This window comes from Achromobacter marplatensis, assembly GCF_002209535.1.
Lineage (GTDB): Bacteria > Pseudomonadota > Gammaproteobacteria > Burkholderiales > Burkholderiaceae_B > Achromobacter > Achromobacter marplatensis.
The window spans coordinates 664975-681893 of record NZ_NJIG01000002.1 but is presented as its reverse complement, the minus strand read 5'-3'; the positions used below and the strand labels follow the sequence as shown (position 1 = coordinate 681893).

Annotated in this window: 14 protein-coding genes and 1 pseudogene; 7 read left to right on the top strand and 8 right to left on the bottom strand. The window is 65.8% G+C overall.

Translation table 11 applies throughout. The features are described from left to right. Positions 1-165: 165 nt before the first annotated feature. Complete coding sequence (locus CEY09_RS06650) at positions 166-615, bottom strand: acyl-CoA thioesterase (protein WP_035212832.1); 450 nt, start codon at positions 613-615, stop codon at positions 166-168. 113 nt (positions 616-728) lie between these two features. Between CEY09_RS06650 and CEY09_RS06645 the strand changes: the two genes are divergently transcribed. From CEY09_RS06645 to aptA, 6 genes and pseudogenes are all read left to right on the top strand, one after another. Further along, entirely contained in the window at positions 729-2375 is a 1647-nt protein-coding gene (locus CEY09_RS06645) for an electron transfer flavoprotein-ubiquinone oxidoreductase (protein WP_006223866.1), read from the top strand. Between the two features lie 67 nt (positions 2376-2442). Further along, on the top strand, positions 2443-3294 hold the full coding sequence (locus tag CEY09_RS06640) for an NAD-dependent epimerase/dehydratase family protein (RefSeq protein WP_088588059.1): 852 nt from the start codon (positions 2443-2445) through the stop codon (positions 3292-3294). A gap of 985 nt (positions 3295-4279) precedes the next feature. Next, positions 4280-4327, top strand: a pseudogene (locus CEY09_RS32775) (hypothetical protein); the annotation flags it as partial. A 198-nt stretch (positions 4328-4525) separates the two neighbouring features. Further along, entirely contained in the window at positions 4526-4870 is a 345-nt protein-coding gene (locus CEY09_RS06630) for an antibiotic biosynthesis monooxygenase family protein (protein ID WP_088588001.1), read from the top strand. Between the two features lie 133 nt (positions 4871-5003). Further along, entirely contained in the window at positions 5004-5885 is an 882-nt protein-coding gene (locus CEY09_RS06625) for a GntR family transcriptional regulator (RefSeq protein WP_088588000.1), read from the top strand. 134 nt (positions 5886-6019) lie between these two features. Continuing rightward, positions 6020-7345 (top strand): omega-aminotransferase AptA, encoded by a 1326-nt coding sequence (gene aptA, locus CEY09_RS06620; protein WP_088587999.1) that lies wholly within the window; start codon positions 6020-6022, stop codon positions 7343-7345. 5 nt (positions 7346-7350) lie between these two features. Here the strand turns inward: aptA and ltaE are convergent, their stop codons facing one another. The 6 genes from ltaE to CEY09_RS06590 form a co-directional block, all read right to left on the bottom strand. Beyond that, positions 7351-8361: a low-specificity L-threonine aldolase gene (ltaE, locus tag CEY09_RS06615; RefSeq protein ID WP_088587998.1), complete on the bottom strand. Its 1011-nt coding sequence runs from the start codon at positions 8359-8361 to the stop codon at positions 7351-7353. Positions 8362-8427: 66 nt separating this feature from the next. Beyond that, complete coding sequence (locus CEY09_RS06610; protein ID WP_088587997.1) at positions 8428-9315, bottom strand: DMT family transporter; 888 nt, start codon at positions 9313-9315, stop codon at positions 8428-8430. Between the two features lie 128 nt (positions 9316-9443). Beyond that, on the bottom strand, positions 9444-11423 hold the full coding sequence (acs, locus tag CEY09_RS06605) for an acetate--CoA ligase (protein WP_088587996.1): 1980 nt from the start codon (positions 11421-11423) through the stop codon (positions 9444-9446). A gap of 330 nt (positions 11424-11753) precedes the next feature. Next, positions 11754-12980, bottom strand: coding sequence for an MFS transporter (locus CEY09_RS06600; protein WP_035212829.1), 1227 nt, complete (start codon positions 12978-12980; stop codon positions 11754-11756). 113 nt (positions 12981-13093) lie between these two features. Beyond that, the gene (locus CEY09_RS06595) at positions 13094-13501 is read right to left on the bottom strand and encodes a GlcG/HbpS family heme-binding protein (RefSeq protein ID WP_006223856.1); all 408 of its coding nucleotides are present in this window, start codon (positions 13499-13501) and stop codon (positions 13094-13096) included. Beyond that, positions 13498-15387: a propionate--CoA ligase gene (locus CEY09_RS06590; RefSeq protein ID WP_006223855.1), complete on the bottom strand. Its 1890-nt coding sequence runs from the start codon at positions 15385-15387 to the stop codon at positions 13498-13500. Before CEY09_RS06590 ends, CEY09_RS06595 begins: the two co-directional genes overlap by 4 nt. 285 nt (positions 15388-15672) lie before the next feature. Here CEY09_RS06590 and CEY09_RS06585 point away from each other — a divergent pair, with 285 nt between their 5' ends. Next, positions 15673-16332 carry a C40 family peptidase gene (locus tag CEY09_RS06585; RefSeq protein WP_035212792.1) on the top strand — a complete coding sequence of 220 codons (660 nt, stop codon included), beginning with the start codon at positions 15673-15675 and terminating at the stop codon, positions 16330-16332. A gap of 179 nt (positions 16333-16511) precedes the next feature. Here CEY09_RS06585 and CEY09_RS06580 read toward each other — a convergent pair whose 3' ends face one another. Next, complete coding sequence (locus CEY09_RS06580; protein ID WP_035212827.1) at positions 16512-16835, bottom strand: DUF2325 domain-containing protein; 324 nt, start codon at positions 16833-16835, stop codon at positions 16512-16514. Positions 16836-16919: the final 84 nt, after the last annotated feature.

The following is a 16919-nucleotide window of genomic DNA, read 5'->3' as shown; positions in this document are numbered from 1 at the left end:
CGTCGGCCCCAGACGGCATCGCGACATTGCCCGATGTCTCTGGGTCGCGGCGCCGAGGGTGGCGCGCCCCTTTATTTCTATTCTGGTTTTGCGCTTGATTTTAACGGCATGGCGGCCAATTCCGCGCGGGCTTTCGGAGGATCGCCTCTGCGGGATTGCCCGCCCTCAGGCGGCTGCCTTGAACTGCGTCGCCATCTGCGCCAGCACTTCCTGCGGCCACGGTGCGGACGTATTGGCCACGTAGTCCATCCAGACTAGCACGTTGCGCCCGCGAGCATAGGGGCCGGCATCGTCGCCCACCTTCTCCAGCAGCAGCTCGAATTCCGCGCTGGAACGGCCGATGCGGGTCACTTTGTGCGTGACGCGCACGGTCGCCGGATAGGTCAGCGGGCGCAGGAAATCGCACGAGGCATGGGCCAGGATGGCGCCGTTGTCGGCAGGCAGCTCGAAGCCCGCGTCGTACAGGATCTGCATGCGCGCCTCTTCCATCAGGCGGAAATACAGCGTGTTGTTCAGATGATTCAAGGCGTCTGAATCGCCCCACCGCAAAGGCAATTCCACCTGATGGGTATCGCCCACCGCCAGAATCCGCGCAGACAGATTGTCCGGGTTCACCAATTACTCCTGAAGGCTAAAAGAAATACGAAGGCATACATGGCCTCCGCCTGCAATACAATCGCCGATAATACTTCCAGCCATATATGGAATACATACGGGGAGCTTTGCAAATGTCTGAACGCGAGTCGATGGAATATGACGTGGTTGTGGTTGGCGGTGGACCCGCCGGCCTGGCCACCGCAATCCGTCTAAAGCAGCTGGCCGCTGAAAAGAATCAGGAGATCGGCGTCTGCGTCCTTGAGAAAGGCGCGGAACTGGGTGCGCACATCCTGTCCGGCGCCGTCATGGACCCGCTGGCACTGACCGAGCTCATCCCCGACTGGAAGGAAAAAGGCGCGCCGCTGAACGTGCCCGTCACGCAGGACAAGTTCCTGTTCCTGTCCCAGACGGGCGCGCGCGCCACGCCCAACTGGCTGCTGCCGCCCTGTTTCCACAACGAAGGCAACTACATCGTCCGTCTGGGCGACGTCGTCAAGTGGATGGGCGAACAGGCCGAAGCGCTGGGCGTGGACATTTTCCCCGGTTTCGCTGCCGTTGAAGTGCTGTACGACGAAAACGGCGCCGTGCGCGGCGTGGCCACCGGCGACATGGGCGTCGCCCGCGACGGCTCGCACACCGACCACTACCAGCCCGGCATGGAACTGCATGCCCGCTACACGGTGTTCGGCGAAGGCGCACGCGGCCAGTTGGGCCGCCAGCTGATCGAACGCTTCAAGCTCGACGACGGCCGCGATCCGCAGGCCTACGGCATCGGCATCAAGGAAATGTGGGAAGTCGATCCGGCGCAATCCAAGCCCGGACTCGTCATCCATACGGCCGGCTGGCCGCTGGATTCCGACACCTACGGCGGCTCGTTCCTGTACCACCTGGACAACAACCTGGTCGCCGTGGGCATGATCGTCGGCCTGGACTACGCCAACCCGTGGCTCTCGCCGTTCGATGAATTCCAGCGCTACAAGACGCACCCGGCCATCCGCGGCACGTTCGAAGGCGGCAAGCGCATCGCCTACGGCGCCCGCGCCATCACGGCCGGCGGCCTGCTGTCGTTGCCCAAGCTGACCTTCCCGGGCGGCGCGCTGGTCGGCTGCGAAGCCGGCTTCCTGAACGCGTCCCGCATCAAGGGCAGCCACGCCGCCATCAAGTCCGGCAAGCTGGCCGCCGAAGCCGCGTTCGACGCCCTGGTGGCCGACCGCCGCCAGGACGAGCTGACCGCCTATCCGAAGGCGTTCGAGGCCTCCTGGCTGCACGCCGAACTGAACAAGGCGCGCAATTTCAAGCAGTGGTTCAAGAAGGGCCGCACCATCGCTACCGTGATGACCGGCGTCGAACAACTGCTGCTCAAGGGCAAGATGCCCTGGACCCTGCGCCACAGCAAGCCCGACCACGCCTGTCTGCAACCGGCATCGGAATGCGCCCGCATCGACTATCCCAAGCCCGACGGCAAGCTCACTTTCGACAAGCTCAGCTCGGTGTTCATCTCGAACACCAACCATGAGGAAAACGAGCCCGTCCACCTGACCTTGAAGGATCCGTCGGTGCCGGTCAGCGTCAACCTGGCCAAGTACGGCGGCCCGGAATCGCGCTACTGCCCGGCCGGCGTGTACGAATTCATCAAGGACGACCACGGCGACGACCGCCTGCAGATCAACGCGCAGAACTGCGTGCACTGCAAGACCTGCGACATCAAGGACCCGACCCAGAACATCGTCTGGGTGGCGCCGCAAGGCGGCGAAGGGCCGGTGTACAGCGGCATGTGATCCGGCCGGGGCCCGCCCCGCCACAAGGCGCCCCTTGGGGCGCTTTTTCATTTTTCAGGTGACTTCCATGACCGAACGCGTACTTCTCATTGGCTGCGGCGACCTGGGCCAGCGCGTCGCCCGGCGCTTCCTGGCGCGCGGCGACGAGGTCCATGCGCTGCGCCGCCATCCGCCCAAGGACGACGACAGCGGCATCCGGTGGCTGCAAGGCGACATCACGCAGCCAGCCAGCCTGCCCGCCCTGCCCGCGGGCGTGACCCGCCTGATCCACCTGCCCGCCCCCGGTTCGCGCGACGCCGCGGTCTACCGGGGCGTCTTCATCGACGGCCTGCAAGCGGTGCTGGACGTCCTGGACGCGTCGCGGCTCAAGCGCGTTGTGTTCGTGTCGTCCAGCGCCGTCTATGGCGAACATGAGGGCGGCTGGGTGAACGAAGACACGCCGCCCGCCCCGCAGGGGTTCAACGGCCAGGTGCTGCTGGAGGCCGAAGCGGCGCTGGCCGCGCACGGCCTGTCGTCCACCTCGCTGCGGCTGGCCGGCCTGTACGGGCCGGGCCGTCTGCAATTGATCGAGCGGCTGCGTAGCGGGGCGGCGGGCGCGCCCGTGCAGCCCGAGCATTGGGCCAACCGCATCCATATCGACGATGCAGCGGCCGCGGTCGTGCATCTGGCGTTGCTGCCGGACGTCGATCCCGTCTACATCGGCTGCGACGACACGCCGCTGCCGCTGCATGCGCTGTACGCCGCGCTGGCGGCGATGGCCGGGGCGCCTGCCCCGCGCATCGCGCCTGCCCCGGCGAACGTGGGCAGCAAGAAGCTCAGCAATGCCCGCCTGCGGGCAAGCGGGTTCACGCTGCAGTGGCCGGATTCACGGGTGGGATACGCGGCCCTGCTGGCCGACGTCGGCGCAGCGCAGGCATAGTTCGTCCGGCGCCGAATCGTTGATTGTCCGGGCGGTGGATACTGGCAGCCAGATCCACCGCCGGCCACGCCATGCTTCCCGCCCATCCCCTGCTTGCCGTCACGCACGCCGATCCCTACCCCTACTATGCCGCACTGGCGCGCGAGAGGCCGCTGTATCGGGATGAGGCGCTAGGCCTTTGGGTCGCCAGCCATCCAGACACGATCCTGGCCGTCATGCGTGACCCGGCCGCCCGCGTGCGCCCTCCGTCGGAACCCGTGCCTCGGGGATTGTGCCCAGGCCCTGCTGGCGAGCTGTTTGGCCGCTTCGTGCGCATGAACGACAGCGTCTTGCACACACGGGTCAAGGCCTTGCTGACGGCATTCCTCCGCGAACAGGGCACTCAGCCCTGTACGCCAAGCTGGCCCGAGATGCCGGCCGGGGATGCGGCCGCCGTGGACCGCTACCTGACCGCCGCGCCCGTGCATGCGCAAGCGGCCTTCCTGGGGCTGAGCCCCGCTTTACAGGCCGACAGCGCGGCGCAGATCGCCGCCTTCCTGGCCGCCCTGCCCGCCACGGCTGACGCCGACGCGATTGCCGCCGCTCATGCCGCGGCCCAGGCGTTGCAATCCCGCCTGGAATCCTTGCTGTCTGCTGGCGACGCCACCCCCGCGTTACGCACGCTGCGCAAGGACGGCGCGCGTGCGCAGATTCCGGCTGCTGTGCTGGCCGCGAACCTTGTCGGCCTGCTGTTCCAGTCCTGCGAGGCCGGCGCCGGGTTGCTGGGCAATGCCTTGGTCCATGCCGGCAGGCAGGGCCTGTCCGCCGACGCGGCCTGCGCCAATGCCCAGAAAATCATCGACGACGTCATCCGCCACGATCCGCCCTTGCACAACACGCGGCGATTCCTGGCTGACTCGATCACGATCAACGGCCAGCGGATCGAAGCCGGGCAGACCGTGCTGCTGGTGCTGGCTGCCGCCGCAACGGTCCGCCCTGATGCTGGCTGGACGTTCGGGGCGCCCGGCTTAGGGGCGCCCGGCTTAGGGGCGCCCGGCTTAGGGGCGCCCAGCTCAGAGGCGCCCGGCCATGCCTGCCCTGGCCAAGGCCTGGCGCGACGCCACGCCGCGGACGCGCTGGTGCACCTGCTGCAAGCCGGGGTCGACGCTGCCGCCCTGGCCTCCCATTTTCGTTATCGGCCGCTGCCCAATGCCCGCGTGCCGCAGTTTGCGTTTTCAAAGGAACCCACGCCATGATCGCCGTGATATTCGAAGTCGAGCCTGCCAACGGCAACCCCGATCCCTACCTGCACATCGCCGCAAGCCTGATCGACGAGCTGAAGGCCCTTGATGGATTCATCTCCGTCGAACGCTTCCAGAGCCTGACTCATGCGGGCAAGCTGCTGTCGCTGTCGTTCTGGCGGGATGAAGACGCGGTCAAGCGCTGGCGGTCGCTGGAATCGCACCGCCGCGCGCAGGAGGCAGGACGCGGCGGCGTGTTCCAGAACTATCGGCTTCGGGTTGCGCAGGTGCTGCGCGATTACGGCATGGCCGAGCGCGACGAAGCGCCGTCCGACAGCCGCATCCGTCACGGCTGATCCGCACAGGACCCAATCACGTTGTATTAATTTCCATTAAAGTTCATATTACGGAGCCATCCACTACTGCAACGGCCTGCGGGTGTCCGGTACCATTGCCGCTCCGCCGCCTTTTCCGCTTCGTCAACGCGCCATGTCCACCGCCGCCCCCGCCCGCCCCACGCCGCTGCAAGTCGATCTGGCGCGCCATATCGCGGAAGACCTCGCGGTTGGGCGCTACTCGCCGGGTGAACATCTTTCCGAAGAGACCCTGGCCGCGGCCTACAAGGTGTCGCGCACCCCGGTGCGCGGCGCGTTGCGCCTGCTGGCCGCCCAGGGCCTGATCAAACACCGCCCCAACAGCGGCTATACCGTGGCGGAAAACGCGGGCTCGGGCGCCGCCCTGTTCGAAGGCGCGGGCCCGACGCAAAACGAGTTGTATCGTCGGCTGATCGACGACCGCGCCTCGCGCGGCCTGCCCGAGACCTTCACCGAACGCGAACTGCTCCAACGCTATGGCGCGCCGCGCAGCGTGCTGGCCAAGACGCTTCTGCAGCTGTCCGCCGACGGCCTGATCGAAAAACGCAAAGGGCATGGGTGGCAGTTCGCCCCCTCGCTCGAAAGCGCCGAAGCGCTTAGCGAGAGCTATCGCTTTCGCATGACCATCGAATGCGCCGGTTTGCTGGAACCCACGTTCCGCGTGGACAAGCCGGCGCTTGCGCGCATGCGCGCGGCGCACGAAGCGCTGATCCAGCGCACCGACGCCGACATGTCCGCCACCGATTTCTTCGGACTGAACGCATCCTTCCACGAATTGCTGGCCCGCTTCTCCGGCAACCGCTACATCCTGCAGGCGGTGCAGCAACAGAACCAGTTGCGCCGTCTGGAAGAGCACGCCGCGTTCTATCGCGACGCCCGCTTCGTCAACTCCAGCAGCGAACACCTGCAGATCATCGAAGCCCTGGAATCGGACGACCAGGAATGGGCCGCGCAATTGATGCGCCGCCACCTGAAGGCCTCGCTGCAAGCCTCCTGACCCGTCACGCCCCCGCTTTTCGCGCCGCGTTGCCCGGCAGGCCGGCGCACGCCGCTTCGCTTTCGGCAGAATTGTATTTATCATTTATTTAATACAAAATAAGCGTACCCTGAACTGACTCTGCAGGATCGCCCATGCCGTCGCTTCCCACTGCCGCCCCCCATTCCGATGCCTTCTGGATGCCCTTCACCGCCAACCGGCGCGTCAAGCGGGATCCGGTGCTGTTCTCCGCTGCAGAAGGCATGCACTACATCCGGCCCGACGGCCGCCGCGTGCTGGATGGCATTGCCGGCCTGTGGTGCGTGAACGCGGGCCACCGCCGGCCCGAAATCGTCGAAGCCATCGCACGCACGGCCTACGAACTGGATTACGCGCCCTCCTTCCAGATGAGCCACCCGCTGGCTTTCGAGCTGGCCGACGCGCTGTGCGCCGAAGCGCCCGCGGGCTTTTCCAACGTGTTCTTTTCAAACTCGGGCTCGGAGGCGGTCGACACCGCGCTGAAGATCGCGCTGGGCTACCACCGGGCGCGCGGCCAGGGCCAGCGCGTGCGGCTGATCGGACGCGAACGCTCTTACCACGGGGTGGGTTTCGGGGGATTGTCGGTGTCGGGCATCGGCGGCCACCGCAAGCCCTTCGGCAATCTGCTGCCCTATGTGGACCACCTGCCGCATACCTATGACCGCCAGCAGATGGCCTATACGCGCGGCCAGCCGGACTGGGGCGCCCACTTGGCCGATACGCTGGACCGCATCGTAGCGCTGCATGACGCCTCGACCATCGCCGCGGTCATCGTCGAGCCGGTGGCCGGCTCCACCGGCGTGATCGTGCCGCCCCGCGGCTATCTGCAGCGGCTGCGCGAGATCTGCGACGCGCACGGCATCCTGCTGATTTTCGATGAGGTGATCTGCGCGTTCGGGCGCATCGACGGCGCCTTCGCGTCGTCCTTCTTCGGCGTCAAGCCAGACATCATCACCAGCGCCAAGGGCCTGACCAACGGCGCCATCCCGATGGGCGCGACGCTGGTGCAGCAGCACGTGTACGACGCGTTCATGCAAGGGCCCGAAAGCGCCATCGAGCTTGCGCACGGCTACACCTATTCAGGCCATCCCGTCGCGTGCGCCGCCAGCCTGGCGACGCTGGACCTCTGCCGCCGCGAAGGCCTGTTCCAACGCAGCCAGGAACTGTCACGCTACTGGGAAGATGCGGCGCACAGCCTGAAGGGGCTGCCGCATGTGATCGACATCCGCAACATCGGCCTGCTGGCCGCAATCGAGCTGGCGCCGCTGGAAGGCCAGCCCGGCCAGCGCGCCTATGCGGTACACAAGGCCTGTCTGGAACGCGGATGCCTGATCCGTTCGGCGGGCGACACGATGCTGCTGTCGCCCCCGCTCATCATCGAACGCGCCCAGATCGACGAGCTCTTCACGGTGCTGGCGGACGTACTGCGCGCCAGCGCCTGATCCGCTCAGGCCAGATGGCGCGCCACGGCCTGGACGACCCGCCGCACGTCGTCGGCGGACACGTCCAGGTGCGTCACCAGCCGCGTCGGCCCGCCGTACACGGCGCGCATCTGGATACCGTCCTTGGCCAGCGCAGCCGTCAACGCCTCGCAGCGTGCCGGCTCGAATTCCACGAACAGCATATTGGTGTCCTGGCTCAAGACCTTGACGCCGGCAATGCCGCGCAAGCCTTCGGCCAGCGCGCGGGCGTTCTCGTGGTCATCCGCCAGCCGCTCGACGTTGTGCTCCAACGCGTACAGGCAAGCGGCCGCCAGCACGCCCGACTGCCGCAGCCCGCCGCCCAGCATCTTGCGCCAGCGGCGCGCGCGGGCGATCAGCTCGTTGCTGCCCACCAGCACCGAACCGACGGGCGCGCCCAAGCCCTTTGAAAAGCAGATCGACACCGAGTCGAACGGCTGGCACATGTCGGCCAGCGGTTTCCCGCTGGCGACGGCCGCGTTGAACACGCGCGCGCCGTCCAGGTGGGTGCCCAGGCCCTGCTCCCGCGCCCATGCCGTCGCCGCCTGGATATAGGCGGCCGGGATCAGCTTGCCGTGGAACGTGTTTTCCAAGGCCAGCAAGCGGGTGCGGGCGAAATGCGCGTCGCCCAACGGCTTGACCGCCGCAGCCAGCTTTTCCAGCGGCAGCGAACCGTCTTCTGCGTGCTCGATGGGTTGCGGCTGGATACTGCCCAGCACCGCCGCGCCACCGCCTTCGTACTTATAGGTGTGGGCCTGTTGCCCCACCAGGTATTCGTCGCCCCGATCGCAATGCGCCATCAACGCGGCCAGATTGCTTTGCGTGCCGGACGGAAAGAACAGGCCCGCCGCTTTGCCCGCGCGCTCGGCCACGGCCGCCTGCAGCTGGATCACGGTGGGATCGTCGCCCATCACGTCGTCGCCCAACGGGGCGGAAACCATCGCCTGCAACATGGCAGCCGAAGGCCGTGTGACAGTGTCGCTACGCAGATCGATCATGGGAAATCCTTGGATAGGGAATGGAATTTGGGGGGGAGTATCGGGAGCGCTTGCCGCCAGGCCGGATCACGAAGCACGCACCGCCGGCGCCGCCCGGCTGACGATGAAGATGCCGGCCAGGATCAGGACCATGCCGCCCACTTCGCCCCACGAGGGGCGCTCGGACAGGATCGCCCAGGCCAGCAGCATGGCGACCACTGGCACGCCCAAGCTGGACAGCCCGGCAATCGACGCGGGCACGCGGCGCACCACCTGCAGCCACAGCAACCAGCCAGCCGCGGTGGCGATCAGCACGATGTAGGTCATGCCGGTCCAGAGCGGCCAGCCCCATTGCGCGGTCATCTGCGGCACCAGATAGGCCACAGGCACCATGACCAGACCGCCGAACAGCATCTGCCAGGCGGTGAACGTCATCACGTCGGGCGCATGGCGTTCGAACATCCGCTTGGACAACACGGTGCCCACGCCCCAGCACAGGCCGCTGCCCAGCCCCAGCAGCACGGGACGGATGTCGCCCAGGCCATTCCAGGGCTCCACGAAACAGACCAGCCCGACTGCTGCCAGGCCGATGCCCAGGCCATGCCGGATCGACGGGCGTTCACCCAGCAGCCACCAGGCGAACAGCACCACCCAGAACGGCATGGTGTACGCCATCAGCGACACCTTGCCCACGCCGCCCGACACCAGCGCCGTCTGCACGAACCCCTGGAACCCTGCGGTCTGCGTCAATCCGATCAGCAGCGTCAGCTTCCACGGCGGCATCGCCAGCGGCCGGCGCGTGGCGATCGCCAGCGCGAACAGCACGATGCTGCCCGTCACATAGCGCAGCGCCACGAAGTCGAACGGGCCGATGTAGGGCACGATCAGTTTCATCGCGATCCAACTGCCTGCCCAGACCACAATGGTGCTGAGCATCAGCGCTAATCCGGCGCGATCAAAACTGCTGCGGCTCACGTCCGTGGCTCCATTCAAGTAAGGGGTGCAAAAAGACAAGACGCCCGGACCGGCAATTACCGGTGCGGGCGTCCGACATTATGCTCCCCTCGCGCTGCAAGGCTCCGGCCCGTCACGGCCGGAGGCACTTACAGGGGCTTGGCCAGCTGTTCCAGGATGGCGGGATTCTCCAGCGTGGACACGTCTTGCGTGACTTCCTCGCCCTTGGCCACCACGCGCAGCAGGCGGCGCATGATCTTGCCCGAACGCGTCTTGGGCAGGTTGTCGCCGAAGCGGATGTCCTTGGGCTTGGCGATGGGGCCGATCTCCTTGGCCACCCAGTCGCGCAACAGCTTGGCGATGGCCTGCGCCTCTTCGCCTTCCGGACGTGCCTGCTTCAACACCACGAACGCCACCACGGCTTCGCCGGTCGTGTCATCGGGGCGGCCCACCACGGCGGCTTCCGCCACCAGCTCGTGCGCCACCAGCGCCGATTCGACTTCCATCGTGCCCAGGCGGTGGCCCGACACATTCAGCACGTCGTCGATGCGGCCCATGATCCAGAAGTAGCCGTCCGCGTCGCGCTGCGCGCCGTCGCCCGCCAGGTAGTAACCGCGCAGTTCCGGCGGGAAGTAGCTCTTCTTGAAGCGTTCCGGGTCGCCCCAGATATTGCGGATCATCGCGGGCCACGGACGCTTGATGACGAGGAACCCGCCATTGCCCTGGTCGACGTCGCCGCCGGTCTCATCCACGATGGCCGCGGCGATACCCGGCAGCGGCAGCGTGCACGAACCCGGCTTGGTCGGCGTGGCGCCCGGCAGCGGGGTGATCATGTGGCCGCCGGTTTCAGTCTGCCACCACGTGTCCACGATCGGGCAGCGTTCGCGGCCGACGTTCTTGTGATACCAGATCCAGGCTTCGGGGTTGATGGGCTCGCCCACCGTGCCGATGATGCGCAGGCTGTCCAGGTCGTAGTTTTTCGGATGGGCGTCGGGCGTCGCTTCGGACGCCTTGATCAACGAACGGATGGCAGTGGGCGCCGTGTAGAACATCGTGACTTTGTGGCGCGCGATCATGTCCCAGAAGCGGCCGGCGTTCGGGTAGGTCGGCACGCCTTCGAACACGACCTGCGTCAGGCCGGCGGCCAGCGGGCCGTAGGTGATGTAGGTGTGGCCGGTGACCCAGCCCACGTCGGCCGTGCACCAGTAGACGTCGTCCTTGCGGGCGTCGAACGTCCACTTCACGGTCAGCAGCGCCCACAGCAGGTAGCCTGCCGACGAATGCTGCACGCCCTTGGGCTTGCCGGTGGAACCGGACGTATAGAGGATGAAGAGCGGATGCTCGGCGTTGACCGGCACGGGCTCGCAGGTGTCGGGCTGGCCGGCCTCGACCTCGTGCATCCACAGGTCGCGGCCTTCGGTCCATTGGACCTTGCCACCGGTGCGGCGGTACACGATGACCTTGGAAATGGCTTCGCAGCCGCCCATCGCGATGGCGTCTTCCACCGCGACTTTCAGCGGAATCGTCTTGCCACCGCGCACTTGTTCGTCGGCGGTGATGACGAGCGATGCGCCCACGTCCACGATGCGCTCCTGCAGGCTCTTGGCCGAGAAGCCGCCGAACACCACCGAATGCGTCACGCCCAGGCGCGCGCAGGCCTGCATGGCCACCACGGCTTCGATCGACATGGGCATGTAGATGATGGCGCGGTCGCCCTTCTTGTAGCCCAGCGCGGTCAAGCCGTTGGCGAAGCGGCACACGCGCGCCAGCAGTTCGCGGTAGCTGACCTTGTTCACCGTGCCGTCGTCGCCTTCGAAGATGATGGCGGTCTTGTCGGCGTTGCCGTTGGTCAGGTGCACGTCCAGGCAGTTGGCCGAGACGTTCAGTTCGCCGTCGCCGAACCAGCGGTAGAACGGGGCGTCGGTTTCGTCCAGCACCTGCGTGAACGGCTTGGTCCACGTCAGGTTGTCGCGGGCCTGGCCGGCCCAGAAGCCGTCGAAATCATTTTCGACCTGGGCACACAACGCGTTATAGGCGTCCATGCTGGGAATCGCCGCGCCCTGCGCCGCACGCTCGGGCGGCGGGAAGACGCGGGTTTCTACCAGTACGGACTCAATGGCATTCGACATGATCTTGTCTCCAATCGGTGATTCTGTTTGTTTGTGCTGCTGTTTTATTACCCACCCGCCACCGTATCGCCGCGCTCTTACGGGCACCTTACGCAAAATGCGGGCCGGAGCCCGCATACGCATGGGAACGCAGAGACCTGACAGCGCCGGCTCAGGGCGGGAAACACCGGAACGGCGTCGACCCCAGCGGCACGCACAAGCTGACAACGCACCTGCATAGCAGTGCAAAGCAATCCGCTTGATGGGTCGCGTGGCACGCGACCCATCAAAGGCAGTTCATAAGGATAGCAGCCCGGCCGCAGCCGCGGCAGGCGGTGGCGCGGCGTTCCATCAGACGGCGGGGCGGCGGGCCAGGCCGCGCTTCATGTCCACGCGCGACAACAGGGCCAGGCCGCCCACGAAGAACAGGCCGGTCACGAGGATGGCCAGGCGGTGGTCGCCGTGCGTGCCCCAGGTCACCAGACCGTAGGTCAGCGGGCCGATCACCGCGGCCAATTGCACGGCGAAGGTCCACAGCGAGAAGAACTCGGCCAGTCGGCCGGCGGGCGCCAGCGCGCCCGTCATGGCGCGGCCCGCGCTTTGCGTCGTGCCCATGCACAGGCCGGCAAGCGTGGCGGCCACCCAGAACACCGGCGCCGTCGTTGCGGCATACGCGACCAGCACCATCACGATCCAGCCACACAGCGTGATGGCCAGAGCCGGCTTGTGGCCGATGCGGTCCTGCACATAGCCGAACGAAAACGCGCCCAGCGCCGCACCGATGTTCACGGTGAACACCAGCAGCATGATCTGCGGCGTCGTGAAGCCCATGACTTCGGATGCGTACACGGCCGCCAGCGTGATGACGACCGAAATGCCCGCCTGATAGCAGGCGATGCACATCAGCAGCCGGCGGAATTCGGGAAAGTGCTGGCCCGTCTCGCGCCAGGCGTAGGCCAGGCGCTTGAGCATGTGCAGCGCTTCGGGCTTGTCCGCTTGCGGGCGCGTGCGCTCTTTTAAAAGGAAGAAGGACGGCAGCGCCGCCAGCGCGAACACCGCGCAGGTGACGACGATGACCCAAGGCACGAAGTGTTCCGCCGTCATGCCGCGCCCCTCGGCCAGCGTGACGACGACGAGCGACAGGCCCAGCGTGAGCATCCCGCCGCAATAGCCGAAGCTCCAGCCCCAGCCCGACACGCGCCCCAGCGCCGCAGGCCTGGCCAGTTCGGGCAGGAATGCCGCCACCACGGACTCGCCCACGCAGTAGCAGTAGTTGGATACGACGATGGCGGCCAGCGCCAGCCAGACGTCGCCCGGCCCCGCCTGGGTCAGCACCAGGGTCGCGGCCACGCAGCCGATCGTGCTGGTGTAGAGCAGCCGGCGCTTGCTGCCGTTCGCATCAGCGCGGGCGCCCAGCGTGGGCATCGTCAACATGATGAGCAGATAGGACAGCGACAGCGCCGCGGTCCAGGCCAGCGTGGCCCACGGGGCACGCCCGCCGACCACGCCAACAAAATAGGTGCTGAACACCGCCGTGAGGATCACGGTGGTGTAGCCGGAATTCGCGAAGTCGTACATGGCCCAGGCCCAGACTTCGCGTTTGGCCACGCCGGGATTCAGGGGGCTTGCGTCCCCTGCTCCGGCGTTCGGCGCGGAACCGTCGGCAGACGGCTCCGGTTGCTGCGCTTGGCTCACAGGCCCAGCGCGGCGATGCCAGCTTGTGCGATCAGCACGTCTTCGGTCGACTTCACGCCCGACACGCCAACCGCGCCCACCACGTGGCCGTCGACGGTGATCGGCACGCCGCCTTCCAGCAGGCCGTCGATCAGCGGCGCGGACAGGAAGGACACGCGGCCGGTGTTGATCATCTCTTCGTAGATGCGCGATTCACGGCGGCCCAGCGCGGCCGTCTTGGCCTTCGAGGGCGAAATGTGCGCCGAGATCGGGGCTGCGCCGTCCAGGCGCAGCATGCCCAGCAGATGGCCACCGTCATCGACCACCGAAATGGTCACGGCCCATTTGTTCTGCACGGCGTGTGCTTCGGCCGCGGCGAGGATCTTCTTGACGTCTTCGGCGCTCAGCACGGGTTTGGTATTCATTGCAGCGACTCCTTGATCTGTTCCAGGGCGTTAGGATCTTCAATGGTCGTCAGGTCTCCGGGATCGCGTCCTTCGCATACCGCGACGATCGCACGGCGCAGCACCTTGCCGGACCGGGTCTTGGGCAATGCACCCACGAACCGGATCCGGGCGGGCCTGGCCACCGCTCCCAGCTGATCTTCCACTAGCCGCATGATATCGCCTTCCAGCTGCTTTGCCCCTTGCTCCGTGTCGGCGCTGGCAGGATTCTTCAGCACGGCAAACGCCATGGCCACTTGCCCCTTGAGCGCATCGGCCACGCCGACCACCGCGCATTCCGCGATTCCGCTGTGGCTGTTGACCGACTCCTCGATCTCGCGCGTGCCCAGGCGATGGCCCGCCACGTTGATCACGTCATCCGTGCGGCCCAGGATGAACCAGTAGCCGTCGGCATCCACCCGCCCCCAGTCGAAGGTCGAATACACCTGGCGTCCGGGGATCGACGTGAAGTAGGTCTGCACGAAACGCGCGTCGTCGCCCCAGATGGTGGACATGGCACCCGGCGGCAGCGGCGGCACGATCGCCACCACGCCCTTCTCGTCAGGCCCCAGGTCTTCGCCGGTGGATTCGCTGACGATGCGCGCGTCGAACCCGTACACCGGAAAGGACGGGCTGCCGAATCGGGTCGGCACGCGCTCCACCCCCGGCTGGGCCGACAGGATGGGCCAGCCGGATTCGGTCTGCCAGTAGTTGTCGATGATGGGCTTGCCCAGGCCTTCCGATATCCAGTGGGCGGTCGGTTCGTCCAGCGGCTCGCCCGCCAGGTAGACGGCGCGCAGGCTGGACAGGTCATGGCGCTTCAGCAGCGCGGGGTCCTGGCGCTTCAGGACGCGCACCGCCGTCGGCGCCGAAAACAGCGTATTCACGCCGTACTGCTCGACCAGCTTCCACAGGATGGCCCCGTCCGGGCGCACGGGCGTGCCCTCGTAGAGCACCGTCGCCTGCCCGCCGATCAAGGGGCCGTAGATGATGTAGGAATGTCCGACCACCCAGCCGATGTCGCTGGTGCAGAAGAAAGTGTCGCCGGCGCGCCCGTTGAACAGGTATTCCATCGACGAAGCCAGCGCCACGGCATAGCCGCCGGTGTCGCGCTGCACGCCCTTGGGCTTGCCGGTCGTACCGGACGTATAGAGGATGTAGCTGGGTTCGGACGATTCCAGCCATTGCACCGGCACGCGCGCGCCGCGGTGGCGCTCGCGCAGGGTGGCGTAGTCCAGGTCACGCCCGGCCACGGGTTCGAACGGCGCCAGGCCGCGGTCGAACACCACGACGGCAGCCGGCGGCGTCTTGGCCAGGGCGAGCGCACGATCCAGCAACGGCTTATAGGGCACGACCTTGCCCCCGCGCGACCCGCCGTCCGTGCAGACCACCACCTTGGGCGCGGCGTCGTCGATGCGCTGCGCCAGATTGACCGACGCGAATCCGCCGAACACCACCGAGTGGACCGCGCCGATCCGGGCGCAGGCCAGCATCGTGAACACCGCTTCCGGCACCATCGGCATATACAGCAGCACCCGATCGCCGCGCCCCACCCCCAGCTCCTTGAGCATGGCGGCGGCCGCGTTGACCTCTTCATAGACGTCCTGCCGGGTGTAGACCTGTTCCCGGTCGACTTCGGTGGACACCCAGATCAGGGCCGGCTGGTCAGCCTGCGTGGGCAGCCACCGGTCGACCGCGTTGTAGCAAAGATTGGTCTTGCCGCCTACAAACCACTTGGCGAATGGCGGCCGCGAGAAGTCCAGGACAGACTCGAAGGGCGTCTCCCAGTGGATGCGGCCAGCCTCTTCGCGCCAGAAGCCATCGCGGTCATGCAATGATCTGTAATGGAAATCCCGGGTTTTTTGCATTTATGTCTCCTGGTATTGTTCATACGCCTTAAGGCTGATTGATTTCTTTCGAATCATTTGGTCATTCTGGTAGGCGAACCTTGCACGAGGCTTGCCACAAGTCAAAATGTTCCACCAAATATCCACGCGTCATGGATAAATAGCCGATCTGTCACTGACCGGTCTTGAAAGTTTGGTAGAATGCCCGCGAAGTTGTAGATAATTGTTGATTTTGCTGACATCTCGGCTCGATCCACGGCTAATCCCGTGGTTTTTGCTGTCATCTCGGCAAGTCATCCCAGGCGAATGCATCGACACTCCATACTCGCGCGATTCAATTCATCCACTGGCCAAGCGTACCGCGGTCTGCGTACGCTCGCGTTAATGGCATGTGTGGCGGGTTTGGCAGGTTGTGCCGGCACTGGCCAGAAGTCAACCGCCCATACGTCCGAGATTGATCCGTACGAAATGGAGTGGGTCGCCACCGCCGATGACCCCATCGGCATGCTGGTTACGCACAAATTCAAGCGCGACCGCCAGCAAAACCACACTGGCACCAACAGCGACAACGCCATGGTCAGCGAAGCCCTCAACTACCTGGGCATCCGCTACCGCTTCGGCGGCAGTTCCCCCGATACCGGATTCGATTGCAGCGGCCTGGTCGCCTATTCCGCCGAGCGCTCGCTGGGCCTGAAGCTGCCCCGCAACGCCGCCGAAATCGCCCAGCAAGGCGTCTCCGTCGCCAAGAACGAACTCAAGGCCGGCGATCTGGTCTTCTTCAACACGATGGGCCGCCGCTATTCGCACGTGGGCATCTACCTGGGCGACGACCGCTTCGTGCACTCGCCCAGCGCCGGTGGCGTCGTCCGCGTCGAAAGCATGACCATGGCCTACTGGACCAAGCGCTACAACGGCGCCCGCCGCCTGGACAACAGCCTGATGGCATCCGCCCGCGCCGCGAATTGAATTCGGTTTCCGGCATCCTCGCATAAGCAGGTTGCCCGGCGCCATCCCCCAAAAGCAAAACGCCGTCAGACTTCAGTCTGACGGCGTTTTTTCTTGCTCTTCGCGGCTTGGGGATTCATGTGCCAAGCCGCAGGCCGTTTCGGCCTCCCCAGTTCTTGTGTTCCAGCGGCAACCGGAAATCAGTGCACGGTGCCTGCGCGCGGGCACAGGCCGCATTGCTGCAGGGCCTGCTGCATGCTGCATACCGAACGGCGACAAGCCACGACCCGGATGCCGCCGCGCTGCGCGGCGTTGCGGAAGGTCTTCATGACGTTGTGCCCCAGGAAGTCGGTCAGCAGGATGACCAGCTGCGTGCCCGACGGAAGTTGAAGCGTTTTCTTCTGATGTGAAGGATCGCGGCCACTGATGTGATGCGTGATCGAAATATTGTGTCCTTTCAGCAGATCCGGGATGTTGCCCAGTCGATCTGCGCCAACTACTACTGCACTGAGTCCTGCCGTCATGATGAACCTCACTGGTCGTTGAGCCTGGATGTAATGATAATGATTCCTATTTTTTAGTCAACTTAAATGAGATCGGTTCTTATT